At 66.4% G+C, this 21,856-nt stretch carries 22 protein-coding genes and 1 other annotated feature; of the genes, 11 read left to right on the top strand and 11 right to left on the bottom strand.

Annotated features, from left to right (window positions below):
- Positions 1 to 159: 159 nt before the first annotated feature.
- Complete coding sequence (gene gdhA / locus DEH84_RS17620) at positions 160 to 1,503, top strand: NADP-specific glutamate dehydrogenase (protein ID WP_109038526.1); 1,344 nt, start codon at positions 160 to 162, stop codon at positions 1,501 to 1,503.
- Here gdhA and DEH84_RS17615 read toward each other — a convergent pair.
- Positions 1,496 to 2,479 (bottom strand): AraC family transcriptional regulator, encoded by a 984-nt coding sequence (locus DEH84_RS17615; protein ID WP_109038525.1) that lies wholly within the window; start codon positions 2,477 to 2,479, stop codon positions 1,496 to 1,498. The genes gdhA and DEH84_RS17615 overlap by 8 nt on opposite strands.
- Before the next feature lie 169 nt (positions 2,480 to 2,648).
- Between DEH84_RS17615 and DEH84_RS17610 the strand changes: the two genes are divergently transcribed.
- Genes DEH84_RS17610 through DEH84_RS17595 form a run of 4 tightly spaced genes read left to right on the top strand, consistent with a single transcriptional unit; the run spans position 2,649 to position 6,919 of the window.
- The gene (locus DEH84_RS17610; RefSeq protein WP_109038524.1) at positions 2,649 to 3,107 is read left to right on the top strand and encodes a (2Fe-2S)-binding protein; all 459 of its coding nucleotides are present in this window, start codon (positions 2,649 to 2,651) and stop codon (positions 3,105 to 3,107) included.
- The gene (locus tag DEH84_RS17605) at positions 3,104 to 5,332 is read left to right on the top strand and encodes a xanthine dehydrogenase family protein molybdopterin-binding subunit (protein WP_245932820.1); all 2,229 of its coding nucleotides are present in this window, start codon (positions 3,104 to 3,106) and stop codon (positions 5,330 to 5,332) included. The genes DEH84_RS17610 and DEH84_RS17605 overlap by 4 nt, the downstream gene beginning before the upstream one ends.
- Positions 5,332 to 6,336, top strand: a complete 1,005-nt coding sequence (locus DEH84_RS17600) for an XdhC family protein (protein WP_109038522.1) — start codon at positions 5,332 to 5,334, stop codon at positions 6,334 to 6,336. Before DEH84_RS17605 ends, DEH84_RS17600 begins: the two co-directional genes overlap by 1 nt.
- 4 nt (positions 6,337 to 6,340) lie before the next feature.
- On the top strand, positions 6,341 to 6,919 hold the full coding sequence (locus DEH84_RS17595; protein ID WP_109038521.1) for a nucleotidyltransferase family protein: 579 nt from the start codon (positions 6,341 to 6,343) through the stop codon (positions 6,917 to 6,919).
- A gap of 18 nt (positions 6,920 to 6,937) precedes the next feature.
- On the opposite strand, the gene DEH84_RS17590 is transcribed toward DEH84_RS17595, so the two are convergent.
- From DEH84_RS17590 to DEH84_RS17575, 4 genes are read right to left on the bottom strand one after another with little or no spacing between them, the layout of a single operon-like run.
- A complete protein-coding gene (locus DEH84_RS17590; protein WP_109038520.1) occupies positions 6,938 to 7,528 on the bottom strand; it encodes a DUF2894 domain-containing protein in 591 nt (196 codons plus the stop codon).
- Entirely contained in the window at positions 7,521 to 8,171 is a 651-nt protein-coding gene (locus tag DEH84_RS17585; RefSeq protein WP_109038519.1) for an OmpA family protein, read from the bottom strand. The genes DEH84_RS17590 and DEH84_RS17585 overlap by 8 nt, the downstream gene beginning before the upstream one ends.
- Positions 8,171 to 10,330, bottom strand: a complete 2,160-nt coding sequence (locus DEH84_RS17580; protein WP_109038518.1) for a DUF802 domain-containing protein — start codon at positions 10,328 to 10,330, stop codon at positions 8,171 to 8,173. The genes DEH84_RS17585 and DEH84_RS17580 overlap by 1 nt, the downstream gene beginning before the upstream one ends.
- Positions 10,327 to 11,097, bottom strand: coding sequence for a DUF3348 family protein (locus DEH84_RS17575; RefSeq protein ID WP_159099047.1), 771 nt, complete (start codon positions 11,095 to 11,097; stop codon positions 10,327 to 10,329). Before DEH84_RS17575 ends, DEH84_RS17580 begins: the two co-directional genes overlap by 4 nt.
- Positions 11,098 to 11,353: 256 nt before the next feature.
- Here DEH84_RS17575 and DEH84_RS17570 point away from each other — a divergent pair, with 256 nt between their 5' ends.
- The 3 genes from DEH84_RS17570 to DEH84_RS17560 all read left to right on the top strand — a co-directional run bounded on the left by DEH84_RS17570 (position 11,354) and on the right by DEH84_RS17560 (position 13,185).
- Positions 11,354 to 11,722: a hypothetical protein gene (locus DEH84_RS17570; protein ID WP_245932819.1), complete on the top strand. Its 369-nt coding sequence runs from the start codon at positions 11,354 to 11,356 to the stop codon at positions 11,720 to 11,722.
- A gap of 147 nt (positions 11,723 to 11,869) precedes the next feature.
- Positions 11,870 to 12,481: a PEP-CTERM sorting domain-containing protein gene (locus DEH84_RS17565; protein WP_109038515.1), complete on the top strand. Its 612-nt coding sequence runs from the start codon at positions 11,870 to 11,872 to the stop codon at positions 12,479 to 12,481.
- A 98-nt stretch (positions 12,482 to 12,579) separates the two neighbouring features.
- Entirely contained in the window at positions 12,580 to 13,185 is a 606-nt protein-coding gene (locus DEH84_RS17560; RefSeq protein ID WP_109038514.1) for a DUF4142 domain-containing protein, read from the top strand.
- 69 nt (positions 13,186 to 13,254) lie between these two features.
- Here the strand turns inward: DEH84_RS17560 and DEH84_RS17555 are convergent, their stop codons facing one another.
- Complete coding sequence (locus DEH84_RS17555) at positions 13,255 to 13,572, bottom strand: DMT family transporter (protein WP_109038513.1); 318 nt, start codon at positions 13,570 to 13,572, stop codon at positions 13,255 to 13,257.
- Complete coding sequence (locus DEH84_RS17550; protein WP_109038777.1) at positions 13,569 to 14,138, bottom strand: TetR/AcrR family transcriptional regulator; 570 nt, start codon at positions 14,136 to 14,138, stop codon at positions 13,569 to 13,571. Before DEH84_RS17550 ends, DEH84_RS17555 begins: the two co-directional genes overlap by 4 nt.
- 180 nt (positions 14,139 to 14,318) lie before the next feature.
- On the opposite strand from DEH84_RS17550, the gene nhaA reads away from it, so the two are divergent.
- Positions 14,319 to 15,683, top strand: coding sequence for a Na+/H+ antiporter NhaA (nhaA, locus tag DEH84_RS17545; RefSeq protein WP_109038512.1), 1,365 nt, complete (start codon positions 14,319 to 14,321; stop codon positions 15,681 to 15,683).
- Between the two features lie 7 nt (positions 15,684 to 15,690).
- Positions 15,691 to 16,170 (top strand): DUF1697 domain-containing protein, encoded by a 480-nt coding sequence (locus DEH84_RS17540; protein ID WP_245932818.1) that lies wholly within the window; start codon positions 15,691 to 15,693, stop codon positions 16,168 to 16,170.
- Between the two features lie 42 nt (positions 16,171 to 16,212).
- Here the strand turns inward: DEH84_RS17540 and DEH84_RS17535 are convergent, their stop codons facing one another.
- Positions 16,213 to 17,205 (bottom strand): integron integrase, encoded by a 993-nt coding sequence (locus DEH84_RS17535; protein WP_109038511.1) that lies wholly within the window; start codon positions 17,203 to 17,205, stop codon positions 16,213 to 16,215.
- Between the two features lie 224 nt (positions 17,206 to 17,429).
- On the opposite strand from DEH84_RS17535, the gene DEH84_RS17530 reads away from it, so the two are divergent.
- A protein-coding gene (locus DEH84_RS17530; RefSeq protein ID WP_109034349.1) for an IS3 family transposase occupies positions 17,430 to 18,655 on the top strand; the annotation gives its coding sequence in 2 pieces (ribosomal slippage) (positions 17,430 to 17,715 and positions 17,715 to 18,655; 1,227 coding nt in all).
- Positions 17,705 to 17,821: a sequence feature (AL1L pseudoknot), on the top strand. It overlaps the preceding gene by 117 nt.
- A gap of 124 nt (positions 18,656 to 18,779) precedes the next feature.
- On the opposite strand, the gene DEH84_RS17525 is transcribed toward DEH84_RS17530, so the two are convergent.
- From DEH84_RS17525 to DEH84_RS17515, 3 genes are read right to left on the bottom strand one after another with little or no spacing between them, the layout of a single operon-like run.
- The gene (locus tag DEH84_RS17525) at positions 18,780 to 19,511 is read right to left on the bottom strand and encodes a nucleotidyl transferase AbiEii/AbiGii toxin family protein (RefSeq protein WP_245932817.1); all 732 of its coding nucleotides are present in this window, start codon (positions 19,509 to 19,511) and stop codon (positions 18,780 to 18,782) included.
- Complete coding sequence (locus tag DEH84_RS17520; RefSeq protein WP_109038509.1) at positions 19,492 to 20,031, bottom strand: hypothetical protein; 540 nt, start codon at positions 20,029 to 20,031, stop codon at positions 19,492 to 19,494. The genes DEH84_RS17525 and DEH84_RS17520 overlap by 20 nt, the downstream gene beginning before the upstream one ends.
- Positions 20,032 to 20,091: 60 nt before the next feature.
- Complete coding sequence (locus DEH84_RS17515; protein WP_109038508.1) at positions 20,092 to 21,837, bottom strand: type I restriction-modification system subunit M; 1,746 nt, start codon at positions 21,835 to 21,837, stop codon at positions 20,092 to 20,094.
- Positions 21,838 to 21,856: the final 19 nt, after the last annotated feature.

The following is a 21,856-nucleotide window of genomic DNA, read 5'->3' as shown; positions in this document are numbered from 1 at the left end:
TGCGGGGGTGGTGCCGCAAATGGCACTCAGTCGGTGCGCTGCGCACTCTGTCTGTGCGATCACCGCACCGCATCAGTGCTCGTCGCATCGAGATGGTGCGCATTGCGGCAAAATGTTTCGATTGCTGCCCTTCGCAGCGCCATTCGGAGCCATGCCCCCATGAAATACGCGTCGAGCCACGACTTCCTTGCCCATGTCGCCAGCCGCAACCCCGGCCAGCCGGAATTCATGCAGGCGGTCACCGAAGTCATGGACAGCCTGTGGCCCTACATCGAGCGCCACCCGAAGTATGCCGAGCAGGGTCTGCTGGAGCGGTTGGTCGAGCCGGAGCGCGTGGTGATGTTCCGCGTCTCCTGGGTCAACGACCACGGCGAGGTGCAGGTCAACCGCGGCTACCGCATCCAGCACAGCATGGCCATCGGCCCGTACAAGGGCGGCCTGCGCTTTCACCCGTCGGTCAACCTCTCGATCCTGAAGTTCCTGGCTTTCGAGCAGACCTTCAAGAACGCGCTGACCACGCTGCCCATGGGCGGCGGCAAGGGCGGCTCCGACTTCGACCCTAAGGGCAAGAGCCCCGGCGAGATCATGCGCTTCTGCCAGGCCTTCGTGAGTGAGCTGTACCGCCACGTGGGCGCGGACACCGACGTGCCGGCGGGCGACATTGGCGTGGGCGCGCGCGAGGTCGGCTTCATGGCCGGCATGATGAAGAAGCTGACCAACCGGGCCGATTGCGTCTTCACGGGCAAGGGCCTCTCGTATGGCGGCTCGCTCATCCGCCCCGAGGCCACGGGCTACGGCACGGTGTACTTCGCCGCCGAGATGCTCAAGCAGAAAGGCATGGACCTGCAGGGCCTGCGCGTGGGCGTGTCGGGCTCGGGCAACGTGGCCCAGTACGCGGTGGAAAAGGCCATGGCCATGGGGGCCAAGGTCATCACGGTGTCGGACTCGAGCGGCACGGTGGTGGACGAAGACGGTTTCACGCCGCAGAAGCTGGCGGAACTGATGGAGGTGAAGAACCACCTGTACGGCCGCGTGGACGACTACGCCAAGCGTGTGGGCGCCACCTTCCACGCCGGCGTGCGCCCCTGGCGGGTGCCGATGGACGTGGCCCTGCCGTGCGCCACCCAGAACGAGCTGGATGGGGGCGACGCCCAGATCCTGGTGCGCAACGGCGTGAAGTGCGTGGCCGAAGGCGCGAACATGCCGTCGACGCTGGAGGCCGTGAAGGTCTTCGAGGAAAGCCGTGTGCTGTACGCGCCGGGCAAGGCCAGCAACGCGGGCGGGGTGGCCACCTCGGGTCTGGAGATGAGCCAGAACGCGATGCGCCTGTCGTGGCCGCGCGAAGAGGTGGACGCCCGCCTGAAGACCATCATGACGGGCATCCACCAGGCCTGCCTGAACTACGGCCGCCGCGCCGATGGCTCGGTGAGCTATGTGGACGGCGCCAACGTGGCCGGCTTCGTGAAAGTGGCCGACGCCATGCTGGCGCAGGGCGTCATCTGAGGCCCGAACGCGGGGGGCGGGAGGGGGCGCCGACGGGCGCAGACTCCGCCCCTGTGGGGCGTCCGCGCAGCCCCTCGATGTCGCGCCTGGGCGGCGAGCCAAACAGGCGGCTGTACTCGCGGCTGAACTGCGACGGGCTCTCATAGCCCACCTGGAATGCCGCACTGGCCGCATCCAGCCGCTCGTTGAGCATCAGGCGGCGTGCCTCGCTCAGCCGCAACCATTTCTGGTACTGCAGCGGGCTCATCGCGGTGAGCTGGCGGAAGTGGTGGTGCAGCGTCGACTGGCTCATCTGCGCTTGCGCGGCGAGTTCCTCGACACGCAGCGGTTGCGCGTAGTGCGCTTTGAGCCATTCAATGGCGCGGGCGATGCGCTGGCTCTGGCTGCCAGCCGATGCGATCTGCCACAGTCGGGCCGCCATGTCGCTGGTGAGCAGCCGGTAGTGAATCTCGCGCTCGATGAGCGGGGCCAGCACGTTCAGGGCTTCGGGCTCGTCCAGCAAGGTCACGAGGCGGTGAAAGGGCTCCAGCAAGCTCGCTGTCACCGTGCCCAGGGCGGCGCTCCCCTCGGCCGCACGGTCGCGGGTCGGTGCCGCCCCCGTCTGCGCGATGAGCTCGGCCACGATGCGCAGGTCCAGCCGCAGCACCAGGCCCAGGCACGGGTGTTCCGGGCTGGCTTCAAGCACCTGCGATGTGCCGGGCAGATCCAGCGCCGTGATGAGGAAGCGCTGCTGGTCGTAGGCATAGGCGTGGTCGCCGATCAGCAGCTGCTTGGCCCCCTGCACGACCAGGACGATGCTGGGCTCGACCAGGCAGCTGCAGGGGCCGGTCGGCGCTTCACGCCGGAAGAGCAGCAGGTTCTCGCGCGGTGTCTGGCAGTCTTCCACGCCGGCAGTCCACCGCTCGACCAGCGCCGAGAGGCGGGCGTGCAGCGCACCGAGTGCGAGCGCTTCTTGCTCCAGTCCGTCACCTTGCATGCACACCTCCGGGGAATCGGGACAGCGATGATAGGGCGCCGTCAGCGCACGTGGGCCAGTTCGTCCGCTCCGCAAGAGGATCAGGCAAGAACGCCGCAGGATCGGACTATCCAGACAAGGCGGGGCTGCGCAGAATGGCAGGCTGTTGCAGGATGCCAAGGAGACTCGGATGGTCAATCTAGTTGTGAACGGGACGCCCCAGCGCGTGGACGTGGCGCCCGACACGCCCCTGTTGTGGGTGTTGCGGGACACGCTCCAGATGACGGGCACCAAGTTCGGCTGCGGCATGGCGATGTGCGGCGCGTGCACCGTGCACGTCGATGGTCAGCCCGTTCGCTCGTGCGTGACGCCGGTGTCCACGGTGGCTGGCAAGAAGGTTGTCACCATCGAGGGCGTGGACCGCGGGCGTGTGGCCCGTGCGGTGCAGGATGCGTGGAAGAAGCTCGACGTGGTGCAGTGCGGTTACTGCCAGTCCGGTCAGATCATGAGCGCGGTGGCGCTGCTGGAAAAGAACCGCAAGCCGACCGACACCGACATCGACACCGCGATGTCCGGCAACGTCTGCCGCTGCGCCACCTATGTGCGCATCCGGGCGGCCATCCATGAAGCGGCAAGGAGCCTGGCATGAGGAACTTCACGATGAACACGGCGGCGCAACCCCGCATCGAGAACGACAGCCGCCGCCGCTTTCTGCATGGCACGGCGGGGTTGACGCTGGGCATCTACCTGCCTGGTGCAGTGGCTGCGGCGGCCAGGGGTGGGCAGGCGCTCGTCACCGCCAGTGCAGCCCCGGCTTTCGAGCCGAACGCGTTCGTGCGCATCGGCACCGACGGCACCGTGACGGTGATCTCCAAGCACATCGAGATGGGGCAGGGCGCCTACACGGGCATTGCCACGCTGGTGGCCGAAGAGCTGGATGCGGCCTGGGCTCAGGTGAAGGTCGAAGGCGCGCCGGCCGACTCGAAGCGCTACAACAACCTGCTGTTCGGGCAGGTGCAGGGCACAGGCGGCAGCACGGCCATGGCCAATGCCTGGGAGCAGATGCGACAGGCGGGCGCCACGGCGCGGGCCATGCTGGTGGCGGCCGCTGCACAGACCTGGTCCGTGCCCGCGGGTGAAATCCGCGTGTCGGACGGCGTGGTGTCCCACCCGGCCAGTGGCCGCAAGGCCGGCTTCGGTGAGCTGGCCGAGGCGGCGGCGCGGTTGCCGGTGCCCACCGAGGTCAAGCTCAAGGATCCGAAGGACTTCAAGCTGATCGGCAAGCGTGCACCGCGCAAGGACACGTCCGAGAAGATCAACGGCAAGGCCCGTTTCACGCAGGATGTGCACCTGCCCGGCATGCTGACTGCCGTGGTCGCGCATCCGCCGCGCTTCGGCGCCAGGGTCAAGTCTTTCGATGCGAGCCGGGCCAAGGCCATCCAGGGCGTCGAGGATGTGGTGCCGATCCCGAACGGCGTGGCCGTGCTCGCGCGGGACACCTGGTCGGCGAAGAAGGGACGTGACGCGCTGTCGATTGAATGGGACGAGACGTCGGCTTTCCGGCTGGGCAGTGACGAGATCTTCCAGCGCTTCCACCAGCTTGCCCAGCAGCCGGGGGCGGTGGCGCGCAAGCAGGGTGACGTGGACGACGCGTTTCGCCAGGCCCGGCAGACGCTGCGCGCGAGCTACGACTTCCCCTATCTCGCGCACGCGGCCATGGAGCCCCTGAACTGCGTGGTGCGCCTGGGCAAGGACGAGTGCGAGATCTGGAACGGCGAGCAATTCCAGACCATCGACCAGACGGCGGTGGCGGCCCTGCTGGGCCTCCCGCCCGAGCGGGTCACCATCCACATGCTGTATGCCGGCGGCAGCTTCGGGCGGCGCGCCAGCAAGGATGCCGACTATGTGCTCGAGGCCGTCCACATTGCGAAGGCCATTCAGGGGCGCGCGCCCGTGAAGATGGTGTGGCTGCGCGAGGACGACATGAAGGCTGGCTACTACCGCCCGGCCTTCCACCATACGCTGGAAGCCGCGCTGGACGATCAGCGGCGCATCACCGGCTGGCGACACCGCCTGGTGGGGCAGTCCATCATGGCGGGCACGCTCTTCAGCGGGATGATCAAGGACGGCATCGACCCGGTGTCGGTGGAAGGCGCGTCCAACCTGCCGTACGGCATCCCGGCCATGCTGGTGGACCTTCACACGCCGACCGACATTCCCGTGCCCGTGCACTGGTGGCGCTCGGTGGGCTCCACGCACACGGCCTACTCGACGGAGACCTTCATCGACGAACTGGCGGCCGCGGCCGGACAGGATCCGGTGGCCTTCCGCCTCGGGCTGCTCGGCAAGCATCCGCGGCATGCGGCGGTGCTGAAGCTGGCGGCCGAGAAGGCCCAGTGGGGAACGCCGCTGAAGAAGGGGCCGGCTGGTGTGCGACGTGGTCGTGGCGTTGCGGTGCACGAGTCCTTCGGGTCGTATGTCGCCGAGGTGGCCGAGGTGTCCATCCAGGCGAATGGCGCGCTGCGCGTCGACCGTGTGGTCTGCGCGGTCGACTGTGGCACCGTGATCAATCCGGATGTCGTGCGGGCGCAGGTGGAAGGCGGCGTGGGCTTCGCGTTGTCGGCCGCGCTGTATGGCGCCATCACCTTGAAGGATGGCGTGGTGCAACAGTCGAACTTCCACGACTACCCGCAGCTGCGCATCAACGAGATGCCCGTGGTCGAGGTGCACATCGTGGCTTCGGCGGAGAAGCCGACCGGCATCGGTGAGCCCGGCGTGCCGCCGCTGGCGCCGGCCGTGGCCAATGCCATTGCGGCCGCGACGGGCAAGCGCGTGCGCAGCCTGCCGATCCGCACCGACGAGCTAAAGGCCTGATGGACAGCGTCGACCTGCAAGTGCTGGCCACGGCGCGGCAATGGGCCGCGCAGGGCCGGCGTGTGGCGTGGGTGACCGTCGCCCGCACGTGGGGCTCGGCTCCTCGCCCGCCAGGCTCCTGGCTCGTTGTGCGAGACGACGGGCTGATCGAAGGCTCCGTGTCTGGCGGCTGCATCGAAGACGACCTGGTGGCGCGCATGCGGGCGGGCGAGATGGGCGGCACGCAGCCGTTCACGCTCACCTACGGTGTCACGCAGGAAGAAGCCGCGCGCATCGGGCTGCCCTGTGGCGGCACGCTGGAGGTGGTGATCGAACCCTCCGCGTCCGCAGCCTTGCTCGATGAACTGGCTGCACGGCTGGCCCGGCGGCAGCTGACGACCAAGCGGGTGGACTTGCAGAGCGGGCTCACCACGCTGGCCGATGCGCCGCGGGGCGCCACCTGGCGCTGGGATGGCCAGCAATTGCACACCGTGCACGGGCCGCAGTGGCGCCTGTTGATTGTGGGCGCCGGACAGATCTCGCGCTACCTGGCGCAAATGGCGCTGGCCCTGGATTACGAAGTGACGGTGTGCGACCCGCGCGAGGAGCACAGCGCGGGCTGGGACGTGCCCGGCACGACGCTGGTCAGCAGCATGCCCGACGATGCCTTCCTGGCGATGGTGCCCGACCCTCGCTGTGCCGTGGTGGCCCTGACGCACGATCCGAAGCTGGATGACCTGGTGCTGCTCGAGGCGCTGAAGTCGGACGCCTTCTACGTGGGGGCAGTGGGCTCGCGGCTCAACAACAACCGGCGGCGCCAGCGGCTGACCCAGCACTTCGACCTGACCGTCGAGGAGGCCGCGCGCTTGCATGGCCCCGTGGGCCTGCCCATCGGCAGCCACACGCCGCCCGAGATCGCCGTGGCCATTGCGGCCGAGATGGTGGCGGTGCGCAATGGCGTGCAGATGCAGGGACTCGGCGTGGTGCCGCAGCCGCACGCACCCTCGTCCTGTGCGGTGGCCTGATCCCATGGAGCCCATTGCCGGATTGCTGCTGGCTGCGGGGGCGAGTTCACGCTTCGGCAGCGACAAGCTCACACACCCGCTTCCTTCAGGCGAACCGATGGTGGCCTGCAGTGCACGCGCCCTGGCCGATGCCACCGACACCTGCGTGGCCCTGATCCGATCGGGTCGCCCGGCCTTGCATACGGCACTGGCTGACACCGGCGTGACGGTGCACGAGGTGGACGGCGCAGAAGCCGGCATGGGCGTCACCCTGGCGGCTGGCGTCCGGAGCACATCCCAGGCCGGGGGCTGGGTGATTGCCCTGGGCGACATGCCGGCGATCCACCCCGGCACGCTGGCCGCCGTGGTGCAGGCCCTGCGCGACGGTGCGTCCATCGTTGCGCCGTATCACGGGGGGCAGCGCGGGCATCCCGTCGGGTTCAGCCGAACGTGGTTCGAGGCCCTGACGGCCCTGGCGGGCGATGCCGGTGCCCGAGACTTGCTCCGCACCCACAGCGGACACCTCACCCGGATCGACGTGGACGACCCCGGCTGTGTGCTGGACGTCGACACGCCGGACGACCTGCGGCGCCTCGGCCGCTGAGGTGCTGCAGGGCTGCGTTCAGCCCTTCTTCGTCGCGCGCTTCCCGCTCTTGCCTTCGGGCGCCGCCGTCTTGCGGTTAGCCTGTTCCAGCCACAGCAAGGTGTCCATCTGTGAAAGGAAGCGCTGCAGATAGTCTGGCGACAGGCCCTTCATCAGATGCAGCGCCCGCAGCATCAGCCGGTGCGAGTTGAGCGGGCCGGCGTTTTCCGGACCGCGCGCCACGGCCTGCGAGACCTGCTGCTCCGCCGCGATCCTCGACCACACTTCGCTGAAGCGGCGCACGCTCTTCATCTCGGATGCCCGCGGCGCGTCCCCCGGCAGTGCGTCCTGCGGTTCGTCGCGCGAGCGCTCGTGCAGATACCGGTTCAGTTCGATCAGGGCCGAGGGCCGGGGTGCGCTGCGCGCCGTGACGGCCGGCAGGCTCACCGACTGATCTACCCGGCAGACGTAGTCTGCAATGGCCGAATCCAGCCTTGGCCTCAGCACACGCTGTACCGCCGCAGGCTGTGATTGCGTGCGCCGCGCCAGGGCCTCCAGGTAACGGAAGCGAATCGGGTCGATGAGGTGGGCGCCTTGAGCGCGCAGGGCCTCGAGCCGGATGTCACTCATGGCCGGCCGGCTTGACGGGGCTGGATCGGGGCACTGGCGCCATCTCGACGCGTCGGTTCTTCGCGCGGCCGGCTTCGTCCACGTTCGGCGCGACGGGCTGCTCCGCACCGAAGGCCGCGGCAAACACCTGCGAAGAGGGCATGCCATCGGCGATGAGTGCGCGGGTCACCGTCAGTGCCCGCTGCGCGGACAGCTCCAGATTGTCCGAGAAGCGCTGGTTGTCGTTGCGCACCAGCTTGTCGTCGGTGAAACCGCTGACCATCAGCATCTCGTTGCGCTCGCCCAGGTACACGCGCAGGGGTTGAATCAGGCTCTTGAGCAGCTGCCGACCGTCCGGGCGCAACTCGTCCGAACCAGGGGGAAACAACACGCTGCCACTGATGCCGATCCGACCGTTGTACACGGTGACCCGGCCGCTCGCGAGCGGGCCGGCCAGAGCCTGCTCGAGGGCCATGCGCCGCTGTTCTTCCTGCTGGCGCTTGGCCACTTCCTTCTGCAGGTTGGTCGCCAGCTCCATGTGCACCACCAGCATCCCGACCAGCACAAGCACGAACGCACCCAGCAGGCCCGCCATCAGGTCGCCGAACACGGCCCAGACCGGTCCGCTCTGCTCCAGGCCGTCTTCGTCCTCGGTGCCCACCATCATGCGGCTCCAGCAGGGGCCTGGGCCTGCAGACGGCGCAGGTCCTCCAGAATGCCTTGTTGCGAGACGATGCTCAGGTCGATCACTTCACGGGCCTGGGCCACATAGTAGGCCAGCTGCTCGTCGCTGCGGCTCAGGGATTGAGCCAGTGCCGCTTCAATGCGCTGCAGGCTGTCGACCAGCTTGTCGCTGCCGGTGTTGAAGCGCGTCACGCCCTCGTTGAACGCTTCGCCCAGGCTGCCGAGCTCCACCGCGCTGGCGGCCACATGCGCGGCCACGTCGTCGACCTTGCCGGCCTGCGCGCCCAGTGCGTCGGCAAAGCGGACGCCGGCCTGCTCGAGCACACCCGCTGCCGAGCCCACCAGGTTGTCGATGGCGGTTTGCTGCTGGCTGGCCGCCACATCGAGGCGTTGAACCAGCCCGGCCAGCTGACCCATCAACGCGGCGCGTTCGGTCAGTGCAGCGTTGTCGCGCTCGCTGAGGGCGGCCATTTCCTGCCGCAGCTGCGCGATCACTTCGGCGGCCGCCTGCGGCACGTCGGAGGCCGTTTGCAGCAGCCGGGTGAGAGGCGCCTCCAGCGCCGCGCCCAGCGTGGCGAGGTGGCCCGCCACGGCCGTCTGCAATTCACCCAGGCGCGCCACCGCGGCCTGACCGCGCTGTGCCTCGTCGTCACGCAGGGCGGCCAGCTCGGTGCGCCAGACGGTGGCCAGCTGGTTCATGTGCTGACGTTGCTGCGTGGTCCATTCGGCCTCCGATGCCATGCGCGTGCGCACCAGCTCCTCCGATTGATTCAGCAGTTGCGTGACACCGGCGAGCGTCTGGCTCACGTGCTCGCTGGCGCGGCGGGTGATCTGGCCGGCTGCGGCTTCCAGGGCCTCGCACGTCGCTTTCTGTTGCGCGAGGGTATGCGTGCCGGCACGCTGCCATGCATCCGCCAGCTGGCTCGCGGTCCCCTCCAGGGCCTGGTGCCAGGCGGCCAGCCGCTCGGCGTCGGCCGCCACCTGATGTGCGTGGGTCTGCTCAGCCGAGTGTTGGAGCGCCTGAACCAGTCCGGACGCGCGCTGATCGAACCCTTGCACGATGCCTTGCAGGTTGCGGTCCAGCGCGGCAGTCATGCGCTCGGTGGTGGCCTCGTGGTGCTGCAGCGCCGCCTGCCACGATTGGGCCGTCCGCTCAGCCGTTCCGGACCAGTCCGCTGCCAGGCTGGCAAGCTGGGCTTGTGTGGTGCTCAGCAGCCGCTCATGCGTGGCCTGGGCCGACGCCGTCACGCCGCTCATGGCCGACTCCACCACCGGGCGAATCGCCTCGCCCGCCAGGCGCGCACTCTCGGCGAGGCTGTGCTTCAGGGCCTGGCCCACCGTCTCTGCCAGGGCTGTGTACGCGCCGCTCGCCTCCCGGTGAAACTGCTGCTGCTGCTCGACCAACTGGGCGTTCAGCTGCGCATGGCGTTGCTCGACGCCCTCCAGCAGGGCCTGCAGGCGATCAACCACCTGGGGCATGGCCTGGGCCTGGTCCTGCAGGGCTTTGAGTGTGTCCTCGCGCTGTTGCGCCTTCGACAGGGGGCGCAGTTCGTTGGCAATGCAGCCATCCAGTCGACGGGCCACATCCAGCCGCTCCCGCCGGCTGATGGCCGACATCAGCCCGAGCATGGCCGACGTGGCCACGCCCGCCACCGACGTGCCGAACGACATCCCGAGGCCCCGAATGGGCTCTGCCAGCGCGGCCCGGATAGCGGCCAGGTCAGATGAAGCCTCCAGCGCAAACACCGCCCCCTTGAAGGTGACCACCATCCCCAGGAACGTGCCCAGCATGCCTAGCATCACCAGCAGCCCGATCAGGTAGGGCGTGAGCGCCGGGGCGGGCAGGGCGATGCGATCCCCCTCGATGCGTGCGCGAACGGGGTTCTGCAGACTGGGGTGCAGGGTGCCGAGCCAGGTGGGCAGGTCGTCTTGGGCCTCGCTGGCCCGAGCCAGCGCGCTGTCCAGCGAGGCCGTGGCCACGCGGAACTGCCTCAGCTCCCAGCTGCCCAGCAGGTAGGTGCCCGTGATCAGCACGGTCATGGCCAGGGCAATGGCGTTCGTGCCGATGAAACCGTAGCCCACCCACCCCGCGGCCAGCAGGCCGAGGGCGAAAACCACCGCGATGATGTTCTTGCTCATGTGCGTTTCTGTTGTTCGTTCTGTGCGGCTTCCACCAGGCCCTGCAGCGGTCGAAGCCGGAGATGCAGCTCGGCGAGCAGCATCTCTTTCATGTCGTGTTCAAAGGCATGGATCCACCCGCCGGGCTGATGCCAGCGCTCCGGGGGCTGAGGCGCACGTTCCTGCGCCTGCCGCCAGTAGGCAAACCGCCGCTCCAGAAACACCGGCACCGATGCCAGCAGCTTCTGCGCCCGTGGTCCGAGCATCTGTTCCATGACCGAATCCAGGGCCACCAGCTGGCGCAGACCGGGCGAGCCCCGCGTAAGCGCCTGCCGCAACTCGGCTCGCAGGGCCGCCACCTGCTGGTCCATGCGCTTTTGCAGGTCGAGGTAGCGTTGATAGTACGGCGCGTACGTCACCTTCACCTCATCCGGCGCTGGCGCGGGGGGCTCCGCCGCGCGCGCCCCCCGGGGCGGAAGGGGTGAGGAGGCCGGCACGGCGGGCGTCAGGCCGGCGCTCATTTCCAGGGTCACGCGGTGAAGGCGCTGCGACAGCGCCCCCGCATCAAGGGGCTCGCCTGCCTTGCGCGTCTGCGCCGGGTAGGCCTCGATCGACTGCAGCGCGCCGTCCAGCGTCACGGTGTCCATGGCGCCCAGCCAGCCGCTCAAGCGCTCGGCCACGTCCAGGCGGCTCGATTCCGCCTCCACCCTGGCCCATTCCTGGAGCAGGCGGAGGAGTCGCGATTGGCCAACATGTTGGCGCAGCGGCGTGCTGTCGGTGCCGGTCACGGCGCTGGGTCCTTGGAGCTGATGAGGGATGCGGGAGGAAGCCATCGCCATGCCGGCTGAGGCAGGCGAAACCCGCTATTGTCGGTCAGGTCGGACACTCGCCCCTGCTTCGGAGGGGCGGGGGCGACCGGAGGGGCGTGTTACAACCAGCACCCGGCCCACACTCCGTCCTGCCATGAAGATCTTTGCGCGCCTCCTCCTCTGCGTTTCCGTTCTTGCCGGTCCAGCCGCCTTCGCAAGCCCGGCCACCGATCGCTTGAGCACCTGCCTGACCGACAACACCAGCGGCAAGGACCGCAAGGACCTGGCTCGCTGGATTTTCGTGGCGATGTCGGTGCACCCGGAGATCCGCAGCCTGTCGTCCGTCTCGCCGGAAACGCGTGATCAGGCCGACAAGACCATGGCGGCACTGGTCACCCGGCTGCTGACCGCCAACTGCGAGAAGCAGACCCGGGAAGTCGTCTCACTCGAAGGCAATATGGGCATGTACAACGCCTTCCGCGCGCTGGGCGAAGTGGCCATGCGCGAGTTGATGGGCAGCCCCGAGGTGGCCGCGTCCGTCGGCGGCTATGTGCGCCATCTGGATCAGAAGAAGCTGGAGTCGGTGTTCCGATCAGGGAAGTGAGGCCTCGCCCCGCCAAGGGCTGACCTGTCACCTCACGCGCTTCTTGTCCATCCCTGCGTCGCCAAATGCCGTCGGGATATGGGCCATTCCTTCCCTCTGCGCTCTGTGGAAAGCTGAGCGCACACAACTCAACAGGAAGGAATCAACATGCGCAAACTTGTGGTGGTTGCGGCGTGGCTTGCAAGCCATGCCATGGCCCACGCCGTGGTGCTGTCGGACACCCAGGTGATCCTGGAATCCGGCGCGAGCCACGGCGCGGACTATGAGCTCCTCGTGAATCAGGCCCCAGAACGGGAGGATCTGACCGCGGTGTTCTTCAACAAGCAGAATGCGGCGGGTTCTTCACGCCTGGGCGTGGTGACCTCCACCGTCGACCAGGGCGTCGACCTGTTTCTGGTGCGGGCGGGGGATGTCATCTCCAGCGCCGCCTTGGCGGAGGGACGCTATCCCGTCTTGAAGGAACTGGGCGCGTTGGCGTTTGTGGACGTTCCCTTGCCGGGCGATTTCTACCTCGGGCTGGCCACCACCGACTATGTGTATGCCAGCGAGTACCAGACACGCAACGTGTGGGGCTGGGCGCATTTTCGAAACGACGCCGCAGGGCTGAGGCTCCTTGGCAGCGCGGTGGCTTACGGTGAAGGCGGCATTGTGGTCGGCACGATCACCCCGGTGCCCGAGCCCAGCACGTTGCTCCTTGCTTGTCTGGGGCTGACTGGCATCGCGTGCGTGTCGCCGAAGACGCCTCGGCTGGCCGCCTGAAACGATTTCGCACATCGGATACGTGCCTGCACGCGTCTGGCGGAACAGCGATTGCTGGAGACGGAGGCTTTCACTCACAAACCAGAAAGGACCTCCACATGAACAAGCTTCAACCCATCGCCCTTGCCACGCTGCTCGCCCTGGGCCTTGCCTCGGGTGCACAAGCACAAACCACCACGGCCCCGGCAGACACCTCGCAGAACACGAGCACGCGTGCGACCGTGCCGGAAGCCGATCGCGATTTCATCAAGGCCGCGGCCGAGTCGGGCCATGCCGAGGTGCAAGCGGCCCGCATGGCGGTGGCCAAGTCCACGAATGCCGAGATCAAGAAGTACGCCCAGATGCTGATCGACGATCACACCAAGGCGAACGCCAAGCTCGCGCAGATCGCCAAGTCCAAGAACGTGTCGCTGCCCAAGGAGCCCTCGCTGATGCAGAAGGGCAAGCTGCAACTGCTGAAGCGGGCGGATGGCGTCGACTTCGACAAGCGCTTTACCGAGGACATGGGCGTGGACGCCCACCGCAAGGTGATCGAGCTCTTCCGTGAAGAGGTGGCCAACGGGCGTGACCCGGAAGTCAAGGCCTTCGCCCAGGAGACCCTGCCGAAGCTGGAGCAGCACCTGGAGATGGCGCAGAAGCTTCAGAACCAGACCGACAAGCGGGACAGCGATGTCAACAACAAGGTGAACGCACCCGCGAAGTAACGCCGTGAGGCGAGGGGTGTCTGGACACGGCCTTGCCAACGAAGACCTCTGGTCTGCCGGTGGTGACGCTCAATGCGCGAGCTTGAGCGTCACCACGCCTGCGACGATCAAGGCCACACCGAGGTAACGCGCAAGGGACGTCGGATCGCCATAGACCCACACGCCGACGAAAAACGTACCCGCTGCGCCAATGCCAGTCCAGACGGCGTAAGCGGTGCCGATCGGGATGTGCTTCTGTGCCATCCAGAGCAGCCATCCGCTCATGCCCATGAACAGCACCGCGATGGCGACGCCGAGCCACCGTGTGGAATCCTCTTGTGCCATCTTCAGGCCGATGGGCCAGCCGATTTCGAAGAGCCCTGCCAGGATGAGAAAGGTCCAACTCATGATCGTTGCCTCGCCGGTGTGGTGTGTTGGGGCGCAGCGCAGCGCCCGATGTCCTGAAAGATCTCGCGCCACGTGGCATCACCGATGTCCGCGAGGCCCAGGTAGCGCAGCATGAAGGCGCCCTCTGTGGCGAGAAAGGCCAGCCTCGCGCGGCGGCCGTCGTCGGTGGTGGCGTCGATCTGCGCGAACTGAGCGGCATACCATGCTCTGATTCCCGAAACCTGTTCTCTGGACTGGAGCAAGGCGGCCAGCAGGCTGGCGGAGCGCGTATTGAGCGAATGTGCGGTGGCGGTCACCCTGACGTGCCGCTCGGTGGCCGTGAGGTCTTCCTGGCCCGCCTGGCTGGCCAACGATGCCTTCTCGGCTTCATAGGCAAGGTTCCAGCGGTCCAGCATGGCGGCGACAAGGCCTTCCTTCGTTCCGAAACAGGACTGCACGCCCCCTTTCGTGATGCCAGCGCCCTTTGCGACCGCATCGAACGTGAGCTCGCTCACACCCCGCTCCACGACGATGGATTCCGCAACATCAAGAACGCTGTCTCGGTCGATCGATCTCGGGCGGCTCAAGGGCACCTCCTTTGTTCCACTGGCTTATTGCAATACGGCCGTAATGTAACCTGCCTGGAAAGCCCCTTGGGTCTGCCCGGGGTGCAGGGGAGCCCGTAGAATCAGCGGAGGGTGTTCGCTGCATTCGGTAGCGGGCAGGTTCATGCGATGGTCGGGCCGCCACGCAGACTTGCCACGACCATGACACTTCCTCTGCGTGCGCCCACCCGCGCTCAATTGCTGGCTGAGCGTGCCTTCGCCAGCCTGGAACGATTCCTCCACATTGAAGCCGTCAGCGGTGTGGTGCTGCTGATTGCAGCTGCTTGTGCCCTGATGTGGGCGAACTCGCCTTGGGCCCCCAGTTACCACGCCGTTTGGCACACCCCGCTGTCGATCGGTCTGGGTGAATGGGTGTTCTCTCAGTCGCTGCACTTCTGGATCAACGATGCCTTGATGACCATCTTCTTTCTGGTCGTGGGCATGGAGATCCGTCGCGAGATCCATGAAGGCGCACTGAGCGATCTGCGGCAGGCCGCATTGCCCGTCGGCGCGGCGCTCGGCGGGGTGATGGTGCCGGCCTTGATCTACCTTGCTTTCAACAGCGTTCCCGAGCGCCAGCATGGCTGGGCTGTGCCCACCGCCACCGACATCGCCTTTGCGGTGGGCGTTCTGGCGCTACTGGGCAAAGCCATCCCGGGCAATGTGCGGGTGTTCTTGCTCGCCCTGGCCATCATCGACGACATCATCGCCGTCCTGATCATTGCGTTGTTCTACTCCAATGGCCTCCAGATGGTGGGCTTCGGCGTGGCCGCGTTCGGACTGCTGCTGGTGATCGGGCTGCATCGCATCGGCGTCGGAACGGCTCACGCCTATGTGATTCCGGGGGCCATCACCTGGCTGGGTATGCTGATGACGGGCGCTCACCCAACGCTGGCTGGTGTGGCCCTCGGCCTCATGACACCGGTGGCTGCCATCGGGCTGCGTGAGGCGCCGCTCGAGACCGTGTCCCGCATTGCCGACGAACTGCAGCGGCAGGGGCAACTGGACGCGCCAGGCGAGCAGGTCTTGGCCGGGCGCGTACGCGAGTTGCGCGTGGCGCAGCGCGAGCTGTTGCCGCCGGTGGTTCGCATCCAGGCCGCACTCCACCCCTGGGTGGCGTTTGGGGTCATGCCGCTGTTCGCCCTCGCCAATGCAGGCGTGAGCCTGGGTGGTGTCGACCTTCAAGCCGGGGGCGCGTGGTGGATCATGCTGGGCGTGGCAGTGGCCCTGGTGGCCGGCAAGCCGCTTGGCGTGGTGGGCGTGAGCTGGCTGCTGGTGCGGTTGGGCTGGTGCCGCTTGCCACAAGGGGTGTCGTGGGGCGGGGTGTGGCTCGTCGGGATCCTGGCGGGCATCGGATTTACGATGTCCATCTTCATCGCCATGCTGGGTTTTGCCGATGAGCAGATGCTCAGCGCAGCCAAGCTCGGCGTGCTGCTCGGGTCGTTCGTGGCCGCGGTGGCCGGGCTGGCATGGGGGCTGTTCTATGTCCGTGGCCGCCAGCGCAGCCACATTCTGTCTGCAAGCTGAGGAGTTCATGCCGCGTTTCACCGCTTTCCTTCGGGGCGTCAGCCCGATGAACGCGAAGATGCCCGAGTTGAAAGCCGCGTTCGAGTCTGCCGGCTTTGCCAATGTGCGAACGGTGCTGGCAAGCGGGAACGTGGTGTTCGACTCCGAGCGGACCGACGAGCGGGAGATCGAGCGGCTGGCGGAAGAGGTCATGATGCGTGTGCTGGGTCGGTCGTTTTACGCGGTCGTCCGGTCTTGTGCCCATCTCGCTGACGTGCTCGCTGCCGACTGGTACGCCACCCACGGCATACCGCCTCAGGCGAAGCGCGTGATCACGTTCATGCGTGAGGCCGCGGTGCCCCGGGTGTGCAGGGTCGGGAGGCATTCAGCGCCTACCTGGAGAGGGGCCGGTGTTCATGCGGCTCATCGAGCAGGCGTTTGGCAAGGATGCGACCACGCGGACGATGGATACCGTGGCGCGCTGTGCGAGGGCGTGAGAAGCGACTGATCTGTTTTGCTTATTCAGTTGACATAAGAAACATCGTAAACATTATGAAAGTGAGCACAGTGTGTCGAGCGGGCTGACGACCGAGCTACTCTGCAGCGCAAGCACGTGGGTGTAGATCATCGTGGTGGCGACGTCTGCGTGACCGAGCAGAGATTGGACCGTGCGGATGTCCGTGCCGCTCTGAAGCGCATGGGTGGCGAACGAGTGCCGCAGCGTGTGGACCGATGCCTGCTTGTGAATTTGCGCCGCCTGAACCGCCGTCTGCATGGCCCTCTGCATGCGTTTCTCGTGCATGTGATGCCGGCGAATGACGCCACTTCGCGGGTCCGTCGACAGCGTGGACGCCGGGAATATCCAGAACCACGCCCATGATTCGCCTGCCCGCGGGTATTTTCGGCCGAGGGCGTCGGGCAATTCGACGCCGTGATTGCCCCCGGTCCGGTCGGCCACCCACAAAGCGTGCGCCCGAGCGATCTGCTGCTTCAGCGACGTGCAGAGACTCTGAGGGAGCATCACCAGGCGGTCCTTGTCGCCTTTTCCTGCTCGGACGATGATGACTCGGCGCTCGAAATCGACATCCTTGACGCGGAGTCGAAGACCCTCCGTCAGTCGCATCCCCGTCCCGTAGAGCAGGCGTCCCAGCAACGCCGTCTCGCCCTCCATCACATGGAGCAGACGGCCGACTTCACCCTGAGAAAGCACGGTGGGCACCCTCGGCTTGGCTGCCGGGCGGCCGATCTGGGACATCCACGGCAGGTTCAGCCCGAGTACTTCACGGTAAAGGAAGAGCAAGGCGCTCAGTGCCTGGCGATGACTGCTTGCCGCCAGTTTTTTCTCGACCGCTAGGTGCTGCAGGAAGCGCTCCACCTCGGCACCTCCTAATTCGCGCGGATGGCGCAGCCCGCTCCAGCGAATGAACGCACGCACCCAGTGGACATAGGCCTCCTCGGTGCGAAGGCTGTAATGCCGATATCGAATGTGTTCCCGTAACTGGTCGAGCAGTCGCCCGCCGGGCCGTAACGATGTCCGGTTCATCTGGGTGAACTCACGCTGTTTGTTTGTACAGTTTGACAGCGAAAGCCGTTGTGTGGCACCTACTTAGGAGGGGAGCCGGGCGGCCGGGATCGTGTTACAAACCCAGTTAATGGACAGTGTAACCGGACGGTTTTGTCCGCTAAAACACAGTTAGGCTCCTGGAGAAACGAGTGAACCGCCCCGGCTTTGAAGGAGGCTCCCTCGTTTGAGATGATGGAGCCAAGATGAGAAGTTCGAAGTATTCCCCCGAGGTTCGCGAGCGCGCGGTGCGCATGGTGCTGGAGCACCGAGATGAGCACCCGTCACAGTGGGCGGCCATCGAGTCCATCGCCGGCAAGATCGGTTGCACGGCGCAGACGCTGGACAATTGGATCAAGCAGCACGAGCGCGACCACGGCCTGCGCGGTGGGCCGACGACGGCGGAAGCGCAGCGCATCAAAGATCTCGAGCGCGAGGTGCGCGAACTGCGCAAGGCCAACGAGATTCTGAAGCTGGCCAGCGCGTTTTTCGCCCAGGCGGAGCTCGACCGCCGCATCAAGTCCTGAAGGCGTTCGTCGACCGGCATCGCCAAGAATTCGGGGTCGAGTCGATCTGCCGCGTGCTGCAGATCGCCCCGTCGGCGTACTGGCGGCACGCGGCCTGTCAACGCGACCCGGCGCTGCTGTGCCGACGCAGCTTGCGCGACGCTGAACTGGCGCCGCAGATTCGTCGCGTGTGGCAGGCGAACTTCGGGGTCTACGGTGCCGACAAGGTCTGGCACCAACTGCGTCGAGAAGGCATCGACATCGCGCGCTGCACCGTGGAGCGCTTGATGCGCCAGCACGGCCTGCAGGGAGTTCGCCGAGGCAAGCGACAGCGCACGACGGTGCCTGACCCGAAGGCGCCATGCCCGTTGGATCGTGTGAATCGGCAGTTCAAGGCCGACCATCCGAACCAGCTGTGGGTCACCGACTTCACCTACGTCTCGACGTGGCAAGGCTGGGTCTACGTGGCCTTCGTGATCGACGTGTTCAGCCGTCGGATCGTCGGTTGGCGCCAGAGCAGCTCGATGCACACGGAGTTCGTCCTCGACGCTCTGGAACAAGCGTTGTACGCCCGGCGGCCGACCGAGAAGGACGGGCTCATCTGTCATTCCGACAGGGGGTCGCAATACCTGTCGATTCGCTACAGCGAGCGCTTGGCCGAGGCTGGCATCGAACCCTCCGTCGGCAGCCGCGGTGACAGTTACGACAACGCGCTGGCCGAGACGATCAACGGGCTCTACAAGGCCGAGGTGATTCACCGCCGCGGGCCGTGGAAGACGAAGCAGGCGGTCGAGCTGGCGACGCTGGAATGGGTCGCCTGGTTCAACCACCATCGGCTGATGGCACCCCTGGGCTACAGGCCACCTGCCGAGTTCGAAGACCGATACCATTCCCAACGCGCTAGTCAGGCCGCGATCAACGTCTGACTCAAAGCAACTGGCCTCCGCAGAAGCCGGGGCGGTTCAGAAAGCTCATGCCCCGCCCTCCACATCGGCCACGTCCCACTTGATCAAAAAAGTCTCCTGCATATCGGGTTCTCGCCAGCCACGTTCACAAGTTCGCCAGTTGGCGCAGCACCTGTTCCAGGTCGGGCAAGCGGGCCTGGCTGGCCGCATCTGCGGGCAAGTGGCCGGGCAAGGCATCCCTGAACGCCCGTTGAGCCAGCAGTTGCCCGAACTGGGCCGACAGGTAACGCTGTAGCTCAGCAGGTGCCCGGCGGCACTCGTCTAAAAAGCTGTCGCGCCCGTCGATGACGCTGATCAGGTCTGCCAGGTCGTGGCTGAAGAGGTGGTCGCCCTGGCCACGGCCATGGAAGGCCTCGAGCTTGGTGGCCACAAACACGGGCGCCTGCACCACCAGCACATCGACCCCACTGGGCAAGCTCAAGGTGGCGGCCGTCGCCACGGCCAAGGGGTACCAACGGTTGCTGAAGCCCAGGATGTCTTCCAGCGTGGGCATCACGTCCACACTGATGTGTTCGATGCGCCAGCGGCAGATCGGGGCTTGCGGGGCGAGGTCGGGTTGGAAGCCTTGTGCCCGAAGCGCTTGCTCAAGCTGGTGGTAGTCGGCGCGGGCCAGCACCTGGGCCACCAGGTCCACGTCTTCGGTGGGCCGGATGCTGGGCATGGCCGGGTCGGTGATCAACAGGCCCACCACCGATCCTCCGGTGAACACCAGTTGGCGACGCAGCGCATCGCCCAGGCGCTGCGCCACCACGTCCAGCATGGCCACGTTGGGGTCGTTCGGGTTGAGCGCCATGGCCTCAGTCTGCCCACTGCTCATCGAGCATCTGAATGGCCAGGGCCCGCTCGCGTGGGCTGCCGCCCCGAATGGCGTCCACCAGCACGAGCAAGGCATACAGCGCCGGGTTGCGCTGTGCAGCTTCAGGCACGGTGGGGTACAGCGGGGTGAAGGCCATGCCACGCACGGTGCCCACCTTGCTGGGCCACACGGGCACCGGCTCGTTGGGCTGGACGATCTTGTCCTTCAACGGTGGGGCCGCGTACAAGGTGGGCATGCCCCGCGTGAGTTCACCCCGGGTGGCCGGAAAGCAGTAGCGCGCACCGTGCTGGACGAACAGGCGCAAGGCTTCCAACACCACGCGGGGTTTACCGCGCTCGTCTTTGCGAGCCAGTTGCGCGGTCACGGCGCGGTCAACCGCCGCGTGGATCTCGGAGGCGGTCAGGCTCAACTCGGCCGACAAGGTGGCGTAGGAAGGCGCGGCACCGGCCTCAAGCGACAGGCGCAGCAGCACCACCAGGTCTTGGGGGCGCAGCGCAATTTGGGGGTTGGATCGGGCCATGTGCTGGAGGACGGCGGCAGATATTCGCTATTCGCGAATGGAGAATGTACGCCGCCGATGTCAGGCTGACAACCCCTTGATCATGTCCAGGATGCGGTCGGTGGTGCGCTTGAGGTCGGCATCGATCTCGGCCAGCGGGCGCGGTGGCTTGAACACATAGAAGTGCCGGTTGAACGGGATCTCGTAGCCGACCTTGGTCTTGTCCGGGTCGATCCAGGCGTCGGGCGCATGGGGCAGCACCTCGCGCTGAAAATACTCGCCCACGTCTTCGGTCAGGGGCACGTTCTCGGTGTCACGCAGGCTGGAGTCGGGCTGGGGCTTGCCTTTTTGCTTGCCCTTCTCGAACAGAACCACCTTGCCCTCGGCATCGCGCAGCGGGCGCTCCACGGTGATGGTGTGGTAGCCAAAGGCCTCGTTGGCAAAGATGCGGCTGATGGGCTTGCCGTCTTCGTCGCTGGCTTCTTCAAAGCGACCGAACAGCTGGGTGATGCGCTCGATGTGGGCGTCGCTCAGTTCCTTGCGCTTGCTGCCCAGGCTCTTGCGCATCTTCTGCCACATGCCGCTGGCGTCGATCAGCTGTACCTTGCCCTGGCGGGCGGCCGGCTTGCGGTTGCTGATGATCCAGACATAGGTGCCGATGCCCGTGTTGTAGAACATGTCGTTGGGCAGGCCCACGATGGCTTCGACCAGGTCGTTCTCCAGCACGTAGCGGCGGATCTCACTTTCACCACTCCCGGCCCCGCCCGTGAACAGGGGCGAGCCGTTGAGGACGATGCCGAAACGGCTGCCGCCGTCTTTGGCGGGGCGCATCTTGCTGATCAGGTGCAGCAGGAACAGCATGGAGCCATCCGACACGCGCGGCAGGCCGGGGCCAAAGCGGCCGTCAAAGCCGCGCTGCTCGTGTTCCTTGCGGACTTCTTTTTCGACCTTCTTCCACTCCACACCAAAGGGCGGGTTGGCCAGCATGTAGTCGAACTTCATGTGCGGGTGGCCGTCGTCGCTCAGCGTGTTGCCAAAGGCGATGTTGGCCACGTCCTGCCCCTTGATGAGCATGTCGGCCTTGCAGATGGCGTGCGACTCGGGGTTCAGCTCCTGGCCGTACACCGTCAGGCGGGCGTTCGGGTTCATGGCGGCGAGGTATTCGCCGGCCACGCTCAGCATGCCGCCCGTGCCCGCCGTCGGGTCGTACAGGGTGCGCACCACGCCGGGCTGGCTCAGCACGTCGTTGTCTTCGATGAAGATGAGGTCCACCATCAGGCGGATCACCTCGCGCGGGGTGAAGTGCTCCCCGGCGGTCTCGTTGGAGATTTCAGCGAACTTGCGGATCAGCTCTTCGAAGACCAGGCCCATCTGGGCGTTGCTGACCTTGTCGGGGTGCAGGTCGATCTGAGCAAACTTCTCGGCCACCTGGTAGAGCAGGCCGGCCTTGGCCAGGCGCTCGGTCTGCGCCTGGAATTCGAAGTGGTCGAAGATGTCCCGAACATCGGCCGAAAAGCCCTGCACGTAGGTGAACAGGTTGTAGGCGATGTTGTCGGGGTCACCCAGCAGCTTGGGCATGTCGAGCGGCGACTGGTTGTAGAACCTGTGGCCCGATTTGCGCAGCAGAAACGGCTCGGGGTTCACGCCCAGTCGGGACTTCGCCTCCAGCTCGGCCAGCACGGCGGGCTTGGTGGCTTCGAGCACGCAGTCGAGGCGCCGCAGGACCGTGAAAGGAAGGATCACCTTGCCGTAATCGGACTGCTTGTAGTCCCCACGCAGGAGGTCGGCGACCGACCAGATGAAGGCGGACAGGGCTTGTTGATTCATACGGAAACCGGACGTCTTT

Origin of the sequence: Aquabacterium olei, assembly GCF_003100395.1 — a bacterium.
Taxonomy (GTDB): domain Bacteria; phylum Pseudomonadota; class Gammaproteobacteria; order Burkholderiales; family Burkholderiaceae_C; genus Aquabacterium; species Aquabacterium olei.
This window is presented reverse-complemented; position numbering and strand designations above follow the sequence as displayed.